Source organism: Pseudomonas aphyarum (assembly GCF_028657055.1).
GTDB classification, from domain to species: Bacteria; Pseudomonadota; Gammaproteobacteria; order Pseudomonadales; family Pseudomonadaceae; genus Aquipseudomonas; species Aquipseudomonas aphyarum.
In genome coordinates this window covers 97,159-110,796 of sequence record NZ_JAMDGS010000017.1, presented here as the reverse complement: position 1 = coordinate 110,796, position 13,638 = coordinate 97,159, and the positions used below count along the sequence as shown (strand labels likewise).

16 protein-coding genes are annotated in these 13,638 nt (G+C 62.3%); all 16 read left to right on the top strand.

The window, feature by feature from the left end; translation table 11 throughout:
* The first annotated feature begins 6 nt into the window (after positions 1-6).
* Complete coding sequence (locus M5G18_RS25740) at positions 7-1,035, top strand: phage late control D family protein (RefSeq protein ID WP_273896399.1); 1,029 nt, start codon at positions 7-9, stop codon at positions 1,033-1,035.
* Between the two features lie 61 nt (positions 1,036-1,096).
* Complete coding sequence (locus M5G18_RS25735) at positions 1,097-1,681, top strand: phage tail terminator protein (RefSeq protein ID WP_273896400.1); 585 nt, start codon at positions 1,097-1,099, stop codon at positions 1,679-1,681.
* Complete coding sequence (locus M5G18_RS25730; RefSeq protein ID WP_007954893.1) at positions 1,678-1,857, top strand: DUF2635 domain-containing protein; 180 nt, start codon at positions 1,678-1,680, stop codon at positions 1,855-1,857. The genes M5G18_RS25735 and M5G18_RS25730 overlap by 4 nt, the downstream gene beginning before the upstream one ends.
* Complete coding sequence (locus tag M5G18_RS25725) at positions 1,857-3,353, top strand: phage tail sheath subtilisin-like domain-containing protein (protein ID WP_273896401.1); 1,497 nt, start codon at positions 1,857-1,859, stop codon at positions 3,351-3,353. The genes M5G18_RS25730 and M5G18_RS25725 overlap by 1 nt, the downstream gene beginning before the upstream one ends.
* 67 nt (positions 3,354-3,420) lie before the next feature.
* On the top strand, positions 3,421-3,768 hold the full coding sequence (locus tag M5G18_RS25720) for a phage tail tube protein (protein ID WP_007908779.1): 348 nt from the start codon (positions 3,421-3,423) through the stop codon (positions 3,766-3,768).
* Positions 3,765-4,061, top strand: a complete 297-nt coding sequence (locus M5G18_RS25715) for a phage tail assembly protein (RefSeq protein ID WP_248738149.1) — start codon at positions 3,765-3,767, stop codon at positions 4,059-4,061. The genes M5G18_RS25720 and M5G18_RS25715 overlap by 4 nt, the downstream gene beginning before the upstream one ends.
* 130 nt (positions 4,062-4,191) lie before the next feature.
* A complete protein-coding gene (locus M5G18_RS25710) occupies positions 4,192-5,964 on the top strand; it encodes a phage tail tape measure protein (protein WP_273896406.1) in 1,773 nt (590 codons plus the stop codon).
* Positions 5,951-7,186, top strand: coding sequence for a DNA circularization protein (locus M5G18_RS25705; protein ID WP_273896407.1), 1,236 nt, complete (start codon positions 5,951-5,953; stop codon positions 7,184-7,186). Before M5G18_RS25710 ends, M5G18_RS25705 begins: the two co-directional genes overlap by 14 nt.
* Before the next feature lie 3 nt (positions 7,187-7,189).
* A complete protein-coding gene (locus tag M5G18_RS25700; RefSeq protein ID WP_127797090.1) occupies positions 7,190-8,233 on the top strand; it encodes a phage baseplate assembly protein in 1,044 nt (347 codons plus the stop codon).
* Positions 8,234-8,260: 27 nt separating this feature from the next.
* Positions 8,261-8,770, top strand: coding sequence for a phage baseplate assembly protein V (locus tag M5G18_RS25695; protein ID WP_115076756.1), 510 nt, complete (start codon positions 8,261-8,263; stop codon positions 8,768-8,770).
* Complete coding sequence (locus M5G18_RS25690) at positions 8,770-9,168, top strand: phage GP46 family protein (protein ID WP_007954906.1); 399 nt, start codon at positions 8,770-8,772, stop codon at positions 9,166-9,168. The genes M5G18_RS25695 and M5G18_RS25690 overlap by 1 nt, the downstream gene beginning before the upstream one ends.
* The gene (locus tag M5G18_RS25685; protein ID WP_273896410.1) at positions 9,158-10,201 is read left to right on the top strand and encodes a baseplate J/gp47 family protein; all 1,044 of its coding nucleotides are present in this window, start codon (positions 9,158-9,160) and stop codon (positions 10,199-10,201) included. The genes M5G18_RS25690 and M5G18_RS25685 overlap by 11 nt, the downstream gene beginning before the upstream one ends.
* A complete protein-coding gene (locus M5G18_RS25680) occupies positions 10,189-10,788 on the top strand; it encodes a YmfQ family protein (RefSeq protein WP_273896411.1) in 600 nt (199 codons plus the stop codon). The genes M5G18_RS25685 and M5G18_RS25680 overlap by 13 nt, the downstream gene beginning before the upstream one ends.
* An 11-nt stretch (positions 10,789-10,799) precedes the next feature.
* Entirely contained in the window at positions 10,800-11,957 is a 1,158-nt protein-coding gene (locus M5G18_RS25675) for a phage tail protein (protein ID WP_273896412.1), read from the top strand.
* Positions 11,954-12,469 (top strand): phage tail protein, encoded by a 516-nt coding sequence (locus tag M5G18_RS25670; RefSeq protein WP_273896413.1) that lies wholly within the window; start codon positions 11,954-11,956, stop codon positions 12,467-12,469. Before M5G18_RS25675 ends, M5G18_RS25670 begins: the two co-directional genes overlap by 4 nt.
* Before the next feature lie 127 nt (positions 12,470-12,596).
* Positions 12,597-13,637, top strand: a complete 1,041-nt coding sequence (locus M5G18_RS25665) for a phage tail protein (protein WP_273896414.1) — start codon at positions 12,597-12,599, stop codon at positions 13,635-13,637.
* The last annotated feature ends 1 nt before the right edge of the window (position 13,638 follow it).

The following is a 13,638-nucleotide window of genomic DNA, read 5'->3' as shown; positions in this document are numbered from 1 at the left end:
GGCTGCATGGCACAGGGATTTACGCCGGCGATCGAAATCTATGGCGCCAACAAAGACCTGCTGAACCAGCGTCTGATCAGTTGGGAACACATTGATGCCGCCGGGATGGAGTCCGATCAATTGACGCTGGTGCTCGACCTGGAAGGCCTTGAAGGCTTGCCGACCCTGGGCGGAACCATCGGCTTGCGGGTGGGGTATCTCGAGACCGGGCTGGTCGAAAAGGGCCATTTCAAGGTCACTCGACTGACACCCACGCTGTTCCCGTTGCGCCTGACGCTGGTCGCGACCGCCGCGCCTTTCAGCGGCAAGGACGAAACCGGATTCAAGGAACGGCGCACGGCCAGTCATGGCCCCACGACGCTTGGCGGGCTGTTTCGCAAACTGGTTGAGCCGCACGGATTCTCCCCGCGCGTCGATCCCGAACTGGCGCTGATCAGGATCGCTCATGTCGACCAGTCGAACGAAACCGACATGAGCTTCATCACACGCCTGGCGAAAAAGTACGACGCGGTGGCCAAACCGTTCAACGACCTCTACGTACTGGCGAAACCGGCGCAGCTCAAAAACCTGTCGGGTCAGGTGATACCGGACGTCAGGCTGTCGGTGACCCACAACAATCGGCCGGGCGATCACGCCTTCATCAGCGCCACGCTGGAAGAGACCGCCCGTACCCAGAATCAGGGTTGCAAAACCTCCTTTTGGGACAGCGCTCTCGGCAAGCTGCGCGAAGTGATCACCGGTTCCGAGCCCTTCAAGGTCATTCGCCAGAGACTGGCCAGCGAAGAAGAAGCCAAAACCATCGGCGAAGCCGAAGTGCGCAAGATGCTGCGCGAGAAATACAAGCTGAAGGTCACCTGCCCGGGCGATCCGCTATTGGTTGCCGAGGGACTGCTGGTGCTCGATGACACCTGGCCGGACTTCATGCGCGGTCGCTGGTCGATCGAGAAGGTGACTGCCAGCGGCAAGCCTGAAGAAAGCTATCGCTGCCTGATCGAAGCCAACGGCCGGGATCCCGAGGCAAAAGCCAAGGACTGATCCCCCGGTCTCACCGCCACACGCATCACTGTGGCCACTCACACATCCTGGAACGCTCCCCATGAAGATCTCCCCGATCCTCACGCAGCTGCGTGCGCAATGCCCAAGCCTTGCCGGCCATATCGCGACAGGTATCGACCTGGCGCTGCTGCAAGGCGACCCGAATCTGCCGATGCCCTCGGCCCATGTTTTGCCGCTGGCCGACGTAGCCAGCGCCAGCACCGCACAGAACTCCCTCAGCCAACCGATCCGCGACCGCTTCGAAATCATCCTGGCACTGGATGCCACGGACGCCACAAAAGCGCTGGATCTGTTGCACGACCTGCGCGCCGAAGTCTGGCGTGCGCTGGTGGGTTTCAAACCTGCAACCGACTACAGCGCCATCGTTTATGACGGCGGCGAAACGGTCTCGATCAACAGCAGCCGCGCGTTCTACCGGCTGCGCTTTTTTGCCGAGTTCCAGCTGGGCCGCAATCTGCCGAGTCAGCCTGCGGAGAGTTGGCACGAACGCGAACTGGACGGTTTGTCGTCCTTTACCGGGGCCACCGTGCGGGTCGATGCGATCGACCCGACCGACCCCAACCTGAAACGCCCGGGCCCTGACGGGCGCGTGGAAATGACTTTCTCTGGAGACGTAACCCCATGAGCAACCGCATCACCGTAGTGCCGGCCGCCGGCCGTGCCGTGCCGGACCCGGAAGCAGGCGACCTGCTGCCACTGGAAGGCCGTGAAGTGCTGGACAGCGCCTGGTGGCGCCGGCGTCTGGCCGACGGCGATATCACCCTCAAAACCGCAACAGCTAAACAAAAGGGAGCCAAATAATGGCGATCGGATTCAGCAACATTCCTGCGGACATTCGTGTACCGCTGTTCTATGCCGAAATGGACAACTCGGCCGCCAATAGCGCGTCCTCGTCCATGCGCCGCCTGATTGTGGCGCAGGTCAACGACAACATCGCCCCGAGCGAAGTCGGCAAACTGGTGCTGGTCTCCAGCGTGGCGCTGGCCAAGAGCATTGGCGGCCAGGGCTCGATGCTGGCCTCGATGTACGAGACCTTCCGCAAGGCCGACCCGATCGGTGAGATCTGGTGCCTGCCGCTGCACAACGCCACCGGCGCCATCGCCAAAGGCGTGCTGACCCTGACCGGCACCGCGAGTCAGGCTGGCGTACTCAACCTGTATGTCGGCGGCGTTCGCGTCCAGGCCACCGTGGTCAACGGTGCCACTGCTGCCCAGGCGGCCACCGCCCTGGCACAGAAAATCAACGCCACCGCCGATCTGCCGGTGAGCGCAGCAGCTGCCGAAGGCGTCGTCACTCTGAACGCCAAATGGACCGGCGAGAGCGGCAACGACATCAGCCTGCAATTCAATCGCCTGGGCAAGAGCAACGGCGAAGAAACCCCGGCCGGCCTGACCACCGCCATCACCGCCATGACCGGCGGCGTCGGTGTGCCTGACCAGGTTGAAGCGGTTGCCGCACTGGGCGACGAACCGTTCGAATTCATCGCGCTGCCATGGTCCGACCTGGCCACCCTCAACACCTGGCAAGCGGTGATGGACGACAGCACCGGTCGCTGGTCGTGGGCCAAGCAACTGTTCGGTCACGTCTACAGCGCCAAGCGCGGCACCGTCGGCACTCTGGTGGCTGCCGGTCAGCAACGCAACGACCAGCACATGACCATTCAGGCGCTGGAGCCGGGTGTTCCACAACCGGTGTGGGTACAAGCCGCGGCACTGGCTGCGCGTACTTCGGTGTTCATCTCGGCCGACGCCAGCCGTCCGACCCAGAGCGGCAGCCTGCCAGGCGTCGATCCGGCCCCGGCCAGCGAGCGCTTCACCCTGACCGAGCGTCAGTCGCTGCTCAACTACGGCATCGCTACCGCGTACTACGAAGGCGGCTACGTGCGCATCCAGCGCTCGATCACCACCTACCAGAAGAACGCTTACGGCCAGGCCGACAACTCGTACCTGGACAGCGAAACCATGCACCAGTCGGCGTTCATCGTGCGTCGTCTGCAAAGCGTGATCACCAGCAAGTACGGTCGCCACAAACTGGCTTCCGACGGCACCCGCTTCGGCGCCGGCCAGCCGATCGTCACCCCGGCGACCATTCGTGGTGAGCTGATCGCCCAGTACGCCAAGCTCGAACTCGAAGGTCACGTGGAAAACGCCGAGCTGTTCGCCGAGCACCTGATCGTCGAGCGCGACGTGCAGGACCCGAGCCGCGTGAACGTGCTGTTCCCGCCGGATTACATCAACGGTCTGCGCGTGTTCGCACTGCTCAACCAGTTCCGTCTGCAGTACGACGACGTCGCCTGATCGGCTCGTTTGACACTGTGATTTCAGCCCACCTTGCGTGGGCTTTTTATTTGAAGGGAGTAACACCATGGGTCAACTGATTGCAGGCACCTGCTACGTCAAGGTCGACGGTGCACAACTGACTATCAACGGCGGTTGCGAAGCCCCGCTGATGGCCGTCAAACGCGAAACCGTCGTGCCGGGTTTCTACAAGGAAACCGACATCGCGCCATCGTTCAAGGTGACCGCGCTGCACACCGCCGACTTCCCGCTGAAGAAGCTGATCGAAGGCACCGACATTACCGTCACCTGCGAATTCAGCAACGGCAAAGTCTACGTACTGGCCGGTGCCTACCTGGTCGAAGAACCCGTCTCCAAAGGCGATGACGCCACCATCGAACTGAAATTCGAAGGCATCAAGGGGACCTGGCAATGAGCGGCGCCGTGAAGCTTCAGGTTGCGATCGAAGCTCACGGCGAGCCCCTGACCGAACTCTTCCTGCGCCGTCCGACGGTGCAGGAGGTGCGAGCGATCAAGGCGCTGCCGTACAAGATCGACAAGAGCGAAGAGGTCAGCCTCGACATGGACGTGGCGGCCAAATACATCGCCGTGTGCGCCGGCATTCCGCCGTCGTCGGTCAACCAGCTGGATCTGGCTGACCTCAACGCGCTGAGCTGGGCCGTTGCGAGTTTTTTCATGAGTGCGGCGTCGGAGCCATCACCGACCTGATTTCGGTCGCCTATGACCTGGCCTGGTTCTGGAAGGTTGACCCCGAACAGATGATGGCCAGGCCACTGGATGTGCTTCGCGAATCGCTGGAGCACGCGCAACGGATCAATGCGATGCAGCAGGTGCAGTGATGGCAGAAGAAACCAAAGCTAAAGCGTCGGTGTTGCTGACCGGCATCGACGAACTGTCACCCAAACTCGGCGCCCTGCGAGTGAAGGTCGATGATTTCAAGAAAAACCTCGAACAGACCGGCCTCGGCAAACTTGACATCAGCGGTCTGTTCAAGGGCGGCAGCGTGATTACGCCGTTCGTGGACGGCATCAAATCGGCTGCGGCGTTTCAGGGCAAGCTTGCCGAGGTCAGCGAGGCGGCGAAAACCGTCGACCTGCCGGACACGCCGAAAACCGCCGCGCAGAACATGAACGTGTTCAGCGCATCCATGGAGAAGGTGTCCGCAGCAGTGGACGCTGCACTGGTGCCTGCGGTGGGTGCATTGGTGGTCGGGCTGGAGCCGGTGCTGACCCAGGTCGGCAGCCTGCTGGCCGACAACCCGAAACTGGTCGAAGGCCTGGCGGCGGGGGCGATTGCGTTTTCCGCCATGCAGACCGCCGTCACCGGTATGACTCAGGTGATGGACGTCATGAGCATGGTGCTCAAGACCAACCCGATCATGCTGATCGCCCTGGGCATTGCCGTGGCGGCCGGTTTGATCGTGGCCAACTGGACGCCGATTTCCGCGTTCTTCACCGGATTGTGGGAGGGCGTGAAAAATGCCGGGGCCAGTGCAATGGCGACGTTGCGCTCGGTGCTCGACTGGCGGCCGCTGGAGGCACTGGCGGCGCTGTGGGAACCGGTCACGGGGTTCTTCTCGGGGATCTGGGACAAGGTCAAGGCTGTGACCGCGCCGGTGATCGACTTCTTCAAGTCGGTTTTCTCGTGGTCGCCCGCAGGCCTGATCCTGGAAAACTGGGGGCCGTTGACCGGTCTGTTTTCGGCGATCTGGGAATTGCTCAAGGCCTTGAGCGTACCGGTGATGTCGTTTCTAAAGGGGCTGTTCGACTGGACGCCGCTGGGCATGATCATCAACAACTGGGGCGCGATCACCGGATTCTTCGCCTCGATCTGGGCCGCGTTGCAACCGGCGGCGCAAACCATCAAGGACTTCTTCGGCACCCTGTTCGACTCTTCCCCGCTGGGGATGCTCGTCAATAACTGGGGTAGCGTCGTGACCTTTTTCGAACCGGTCTGGGCCGCGCTGCAAACGTCGGCACAAACGATCAAAAGCTTCTTCCAGAGCCTGTTCGAATGGTCGCCGCTGGAGCAGATCGCGCAGTACTGGCAGCCGATCAGCGAAGTGTTTTCGGCGCTGTGGGGCGTGGTGCAAGCGCTGGCCGCACCGGTGCTGGAGTTCCTGCACAACATGTTCGAGTGGACACCGTTGGGGCAGATCATCAAGAACTGGGGACCGATCACCGAGTGGTTCGGCGAGTTGTGGCAAAAGCTGCAGACCGTCATCGCACCGATCAAGGAACTGTTCGACGGTGGCTTCGCCGGGCTGATCGCCAAGGTCACCGGCAAGGTCGAAACCCTGACCGAAGCGCAACGCCAGACCAATGCAGAAGGCAAGGGTGAACTGGCGCCGGCATTTTTCGGTGCCAGCTCGAAAGCCGAGGGCGGCAGTGCATTGCAGGGCGGTTCTTTGCCGCAATCCTCTGGCGCCCTGATCCAGCAAAGCGCCGCCAACAACCGTACGCAACTCGAAGGCGGTCTGACGGTGCGCTTCGAAAATGCACCGGCGGGGCTGCGCACCGATCAACCGCAAACCAATCAACCGGGGCTGGCGCTCAGTTCGCGCATCGGCTATCGCTCGCTCTCCATGGGAGGTTCCAATGAACTGGCGTGACCGTTTGTTGCCGGCATCCTTTCGCGGTGTCGGCTTCTGGATTGACCAGGCGAAAACCCCGGTCGGTCGCAAGGGGCAGTTGCACGAATACCCGCAACGCGACCTGCCGTTTTTCGAGGACCTCGGCCAGCAGGCCAAGACCCACGACCTGACGGCGTTCATCATCGGTGCCGATTGCCTGGAGCAGCGCGACAAGCTGCTTCAGGCCCTGGAGCAGGGCAGCGGCGAACTGGTGCATCCGTGGCTGGGACGCTTGCAGGTCAAGGTCGGCGAGTGCGACATGACCCATACCCGCCAGGACGGCGGGATGGTGACGTTTAGCCTGAAGTTCTACCCGGACCGACCGCTGCCGTTTCCGACGGCGACGGTCAGCACGCAAAAAGTCCTGCTGATCAAGGCCGAAGGTTTGCTCGGCTCGGCGGTGGCGCGCTTCGAGCAGGCGATGACCCTGATCAAGGCGGCGCGGATCGGCATCGCCAATCTGCGCAACAGCCTCACCGGTGTGTACGACGTGATCAAGGAGCAGCTCAAGCCGCTGATCGCGCAGTACAAGCAGATCACCGAGCTGGTCCGGGCCGTCAAGGAGCTGCCCAAGGAAGTGGCGGCGGAGTTCAAGGGCTTGCTCGGCGATATCAAGGAGCTGAAGGCATTCGCGAAGGAGGGCTACCGTGGCGTGATTGCCGACGTGTCCCAACAACTCGAAGCCATCCGCAAGGCCGACGCACCGAAAATCACCACCGGCAAGGACACCAACGCCGCCGCGCAAGCGATGGCCAACCTGGTACAGGACACCCTGATCGTCAAAGCGGCGCAATGGGTGGCCTCGATGCCGGTGGCGTCAACACCGGTGAAACTGACCTCGACACCTTCGCTGGACCAGCAATCGAAGCAGCCGGTCACGCGTCAGGAAGTGCCGGTCACCGATGATCTGCAAACGCTGCAGAAAGAGTTGAACGAAGCGCTGCAAAAGGCCCAGGACAAGGCCGACCCCGCGCACTATCAAGCCATCGCCGATGTGAAGGAGGCGCTGATCGCGCACCTCAAGGCAGTGGCTTCGTCCGGTGTGCGACTGGTCAGCAAAACTTTCCAGGAAACCTTTCCGGCAGTGGTCGTGGCCTACAAGCAGTTTGGCGACGCCACCCGTGTGACCGAGGTCATTCAGCGCAACGGTCTGTCTCATCCGGGGTACTCACCCAACGAAGTCAAGGTTTCCAGGGAGTGAGTCATGAACGAGACTGACAACCGCGTAACGCTGACCGTCGACAACATGGAATACGGCGGCTGGAAAAGCGTGCAGATCACCGCGGACCTGGAGCGCCAGTTCCGCACCTTCAAACTCGACATCACCTGGCAATGGCCGGGGCAGACCGTGGATCAGCGGATCAAGGCTGGCGACCCGTGCGAAGTGCGGATCGGCAAGGATCTGGTGCTCACCGGTTATGTGTTCAAGGCCCCGATCAGCTATGACGGGCGGCAGATCAGCCTGAGCATCGAAGGCAGTTCCAAGACTCAGGATCTGGTCGACTGTGCGGCGCGAAACATTCCCGGCCAATGGCAGGAACAGCCGCTGTTGAACATCGTCCAGGCCCTGGCCGGGGAATACACGCAGTTTGTGGTCAACGAAATTCCCGAGACCGCACGCCTGAGCAAACACACCATCGTTCCGGGTGAAACGGTGTTTCAGTCGATCGACCGCTTGCTCTCGCTGTACCGGGTGTTTTCCACCGATGACGCCGAAGGCCGGCTGGTGCTGGCCAAACCGGGCAGCGGCGGCCGTGCCAGCGATGCACTGGAGCTGGGCAAGAACATTCTCTCGGCCAATGCGCCGATGGATCACAGCCAGGTGTTCTCCGAATACCGGGTGATCGGCCAGCAAAAGGGCAACGACAAGAAGAGCGGGGCAGCGGTCAGCGAGGTTGAATCCAGCGCGACCGACCTGAGCTTCAAGCGTCGGCGCACCACGATCATCAACGAAGGCTCGCAACTGACGTTCGAACTGGCCCAGCAACGGGCCCAGTGGGAAAGCGCCACGCGCATGGGCCGGGCGCTGACCACCACTTATCAGGTGCAGGGCTGGCGTCAGTCCAACGGCGACCTGTGGCGTCACAACACGCTGGTGAAGGTCAAGGATCCGGTACTCGGTTTCGATGGCGACATGCTGATCTCCAAGGTGACGTACTCGCTGTCGGCGCAAGGCTCGGTGACCACGTTGCAAGTGGCGCCGCCGCATACCTTCGACGCCAATCCGACCCCACCGAAAAAAGCCTGAGCCGGCACCTCCCTCCAAGGAAACCCTATGAGCCTACTGACACGCCTGCTGGCGCGCGGCACTGTCGTGCTCGCCAATTCGGCATCCAAGCTGCAATCGCTGCAAATGCGCCTCACCGCCGGTGAAGTGAACGACGACCTGGAGCACTTCGAACCCTACGGCTTCACCAGCCATCCGCTGGCCGGTGCCGAAGGCGTCGTCACGTTTCTCGGTGGCGACCGTTCTCACGCCATCGCCCTGGTGGTCGCCGACCGCCGTTATCGCCTGCAATCGCTGGCGGCCGGCGAGGTGGCGATCTACACCGACGAGGGCGACAAAATTCACTTCAAGCGCGGGCGGATCATCGACATTGAAACCGCCACGCTGAACATCCGCGCCAGCACTGCCGTGAACTTCGAGACGCCGGTGATCAACCAGACCGGCAAGATCGTTTCCAAAGGCGATCAAGTGGCCGGCGGCATCAGCCAGATCAAACATGTGCACGTTGGCGTGCAGGCGGGCAGTGGCCAGACCGGCGCGCCGGCGGGAGGTCAGTGATGCTTTTCAGTCAGAACCTCCACGCCGCGCTGACCCGTGCGGTGCTGATCAGCCTGTTCACCTGGCGCCGCGCCGCCGACGACGATGCCCTCGACGACGAGGAGCGTTTCGGCTGGTGGGGCGACACCTTTCCCACCGTGGCTGACGATCGCATCGGCTCGCGGCTGTGGCTGTTGCGCCGGGTCAAGCTGACCCGCCAGACCCAGATGGACGCCGAGTTCTATGCCCGCGAAGCCTTGCAATGGCTGATCGACGACGGCCATTGCAGCGCCATCGACATCATCAGCGAACGCCTCGACGCCCAGCGCCTGAACCTGCGCACGGTCCTGACCCTGGCCGACGGCGAACGCCTGGACATCAACCCCGATAACAGTTGGCAGGTGATCTATGCCGTTTGAAACCCCTTCGCTGCCGGTGCTGATCAAGCGCACCCAAAGCGACCTGGCCGGCGATTCGCTGCGCCAGTCCGATGCGCAAGTCCTGGCCCGCACACTCGGCGGCGCCGCTTATGGTCTGTACGGCTACCTCGACTGGATTGCCGAGCAGATCCTGCCCGACACCGCCGATGAATCGACCCTGGAACGCATCGCCGCGCTGCGTCTGAACCAGCCGCGCAAACCGGCGCAGGTCGCCACCGGCACGGTCAGCTTCAACGCGACGGCGGGTGCGGTGCTGGACGCCGATACGTTGCTGCAGGCGAGTGACGGCCGCACCTTCAAAGTCACCGCCACGCGCACCACCGTCAATGGCGTCAACAGCACCAGCATTGCCGCGCTGGATGCCGGCAGCCTGGGCAATGCCGAAGCCGGGCTGGCGCTGACGCCGGTGCAGCCGATCGCCGGCGTGGTCGGCAACAGTTTTGTAGTGCTGGCGCCGGGACTCAATGGTGGCGTGGCGCGGGAAAGCCTGGAGTCGCTGCGCTCGCGGGTGATCCGTTCCTATCGCGTGATCCCCCACGGTGGTTCCGCCAGCGACTATGAAACCTGGGCGCTGGAAGTGCCGGGCGTGACCCGCGCGTGGTGCCGTGGCGGCTTCCTCGGGCCGGGCACCGTCGGCGTGTACATCATGCGCGACGACGATCCGCAACCGGTGCCGAATGCCGATCAACTGGCCGAAGTGCAGGCCTACATCGAACCGCTGCGCCCGGTGACCGCCGAAGTGCATGTACGACCGCCCGTGCAGAAGCCGGTGACCTATCAACTGAAGCTGACCCCCGACACCACCGCCGTGCGTGCGGCGGTCGAAACCCAGTTGCGCGACCTGCATAACCGCGAAGCCGACCTGGGCGAAGATCTGTTGATCAGCCATATCCGCGAAGCGATCAGCAGCGCGGCGGGTGAAACCGATCACGTGCTGTCGGCCCCGGTGGCGAACGTGGCCGCGGGTGACAGCGAACTGCTCACCTTCGGGGGTTGCGTATGGCTGCCATAAGAACCGCCGCGCAATACCAGGCGCAACTGCGCGCCTTGCTGCCGAGCGGCCCGGCGTGGGATCCGGAGCGCGTGCCGGAACTCGAAGAAGTGCTGCAAGGCGTCGCCGTCGAACTGGCGCGCCTTGATGCTCGCGCCGCCGACCTGCTCAACGAGATGGACCCGGCCGGCGTCAGCGAACTGGTGCCGGACTGGGAACAGGTAATGAGCCTGCCCGACCCGTGCCTCGGCGCCACGCCGCTGTTCGACGACCGCCGCCTCGCGGTGCGCCGCCGCTTGCTGGCGGTCGGCAGCCAGGCCGTCGGCTACTACCTGGAAATCGCCAAAAGCCAGGGTTACCCCAACGCCACCATCACCGAACTCGAAGCCCCGCGCATGGGCCGCTCGCGTTTCGGCGCGGCGCATTGGGGCACCTGGGAAGCGCAGTTCATGTGGACGCTCAACACTGGCGGGCGGCTGTTGCTCGGCCGGCGTTATGGCGCGAGTTACTGGGGTGAGCGCTTTGGCGTGAATCCGGGCTCGGCGCTCGAATGCCTGATCCACCGGGCGGCACCGGCGCATACCAAGGTGCACATCAACTATGACTAGGGAATAACGCAATGGATTATCCGAAGAGTGTGCCCAGCGCCGGTCTGGTGAATGGGAAGTTTATCGATGAAAACCCGCTGACCGGGACGCCGGGGTCGTTGATCCCGGCGGACTGGGGCAACAGTGTCACGCAGGAAATTCTCAGCGTGATCAAGGCCGGGGATCTGACCCCGGACGAGAAGAAATACGATCAGTTGTTGCAGGCGATTCAGACGGTGACGGCCAAGGGCTGGAATCAGGATCTGGCGTTGCCTTTGGCAGCGCTGCCGTTACCGACCGTGGCCACGGCGGATGCCCGGATGCCGATCACACCGGCCGCTGCATCGACCAGTGGCGGGCGAGTGTCGGTGCCGGCGGGTGTCTACGTCAGCATCGGTCAGGAAGTGGTGGCGGGGCAGTTGGGACGTTCGCGTACGTTCACCACTCAGGCCTGGAGCAGCGCCGATCTGCTGCCGAGTTCGGGTTACTTTCTGCGAGCGCAGGTGGTGGGTGGTGCGCTGACATTTTATATGCAGCGCGGGACGATCTACGACGCGACGCCCGAGTCTCTGAAAGGCACGGTCAACGGTGCTGCCGGTGGCGGGTTCCAGAGTTCGGTGCTGGACATGTGCCTGGCCTGGGTGGTCACCGGTGCGCCGGGCTCAGTGCCGGTAATACGCGCAATCTACAACCGGGCACGCCTGACCTGGACGCAGACCGTCAACGGCACCGGAGCGGTGTTTTTGCCGCTCGATCCTCATGCTCGTGCTGCACGGTTGATCGTGGGTAACCCGACGCCTTCGTCGACGGCTGTGACCAGTCTCGCTTTTCCAAGCACCGGATGGGCGGGCGGCAACTACAGCCTCATGGCACCGCTTTCAACGAGCGTTATCAGTCATGCGGGCGGTTGGAATCCGGCTGCGGTCTATCCTTGCACGCTGTTTACCAACAACGTGCTCAATGACGTGACGGTTTCGACGTTGTCCGCCAGTTTTGATCACAACCAATTGCGTTCGCTCTGGCAGTGCTTCCAGGCAGAGCACACGCTGGGGCTGACCACTGCCGACAGCGATGAACTGTTGCTGAGTATGGGTATCAAGAGCCATCCGGCGACCGACTACAGCGCCGGTATCCCGATCAATTTTGCTGATGCTGTGAACGTTCAACTCTCGTGGGAGCTCATTCGATGATCGTCATTCAGGAACTCCATCAGATTGATGGCCAGTTGCGTCCTGCGCAGCCGTCCGCTGCCCATGAGTGGAACGGCGAGCAATGGGTGGTCAACGAAGAAAGAGCGGCGTTGCTCGATCAACAGGCCGCCGAACAGTTGTGTGCCAGAATCGATGCGACCGCTGACGCCGTTCGCATTCAGTTGGCCGGCGACCCGCTCAAAGCCCTGGAATACGCCCAGGCCGCCATCGACGCTCAAGCCTTTCAGGACGCCGGCTACCCAAAAAAGGAAGTGCCGCTGTCCGTCGCCGCCTGGGTCGCCAAGGGCCGTTCGGCGAAGCAGTCCGCCGAGCAGATTCTCGACAAGGCCGCCCAGCTCAGCGACAGCCTGCTGACCCTGCGCACCTTGCGTCTGAAAGCCAAGACCCAGATTCGCGCTTGTGCAGGAAAAGGTCAGATGGATCAGGCTCGAGCTGCCGCCGATGAGGCGCTGCAGGCCATTCGTGAATTGACCGCCAACCCGGCCTCGTAACCGCAATCGCGTCACTCAAGCCCACGTCATTGTGGGCTTTTTATTTTCAGGAACAGAAACGTCTGCGTCGCGGCGAAAGCTTGCGCGCGGCCACGTTTCATTTGTCATTACAGAGGAACGAACATCCATGGATTACCCAAAAAGTGTCCCCAGCGTCGGCCTGGTCGACGGCCGCTTCGTCGATGAAAACCTGGTGGCGGGAACGCCCGGGTCGTTGATACCGGCGGTGTGGGGCAACAGCGTGACCGAAGAGTTGCTGGGCGTTGTCAAAGCGGCGGGCATGACGCCTGCCGAAGGCGTCAACGACCAGCTACTGACGGCGTTCAAGAAGCTTTTGAGCCTTGCCAGTCCCATGGCATCGCGGGTGACAGAGGTGTCTGCATCCAAGGCGTTGCTTGTCGATGAGCTGGGGTTGGTGCTGATCAGCGCCAATGCGAGTGACACCACGATTACCTTGCCGGCAGTGAATGGTTTGGCCGGCGTTCGGGATGTGATTGTCCGTCGCACCGACAACAGTGCCAACCGCTTGGTGGTGCAGGCCGCCGGTAACGACCGAATCAGGTTTCACACGCATTTGTCCGCCAGCGGCTATCCGTTTCTGGTGCTGGTAGGTGCGGGCGATTGGTGGCATCTGCGCAGCGACGGTTCGGGTAACTGGTGGCCGGTAGGGCGCTTCGATGCAACGCCTTTGGGAAGGATTGTGTTCGAGAGTTCGACCACCTTGAACCCCGGCGGTTATGGCGCATTAAACGGTCGGGAATTCCTGCGCGCCGAATGGCCCTGGTTGTGGGATCACGCTGTTCAATCCGGAATGCTGCGTGCCGAAGCCAGTCGTGCTGGCGGCTGGAGCAGTGGTGACGGCATCAAGACATTCCGCGGGCCGGAGGTTCGTGGTGAATTCATCCGGGTGCTTGATGAACAACGCAACATCGATACCGGGCGAGTGGCAGGTTCTTGGCAAAACGGCACCAACATAACCGGTGATAACGGATACGCTCCGGCCATTCATGGGATCGGCGACATTTCGACGATCGGAGTTGATCCGACAACGTTCGGGGGGCTGGTCTACTACACCACTGCCGCGGTTGCGGAACCTCTATCGAGTGGCTTCTGGGGGATGACCCGTCCCAGAAACGTTGCATACCCCGGTCGATTGAAACTTATTTGAG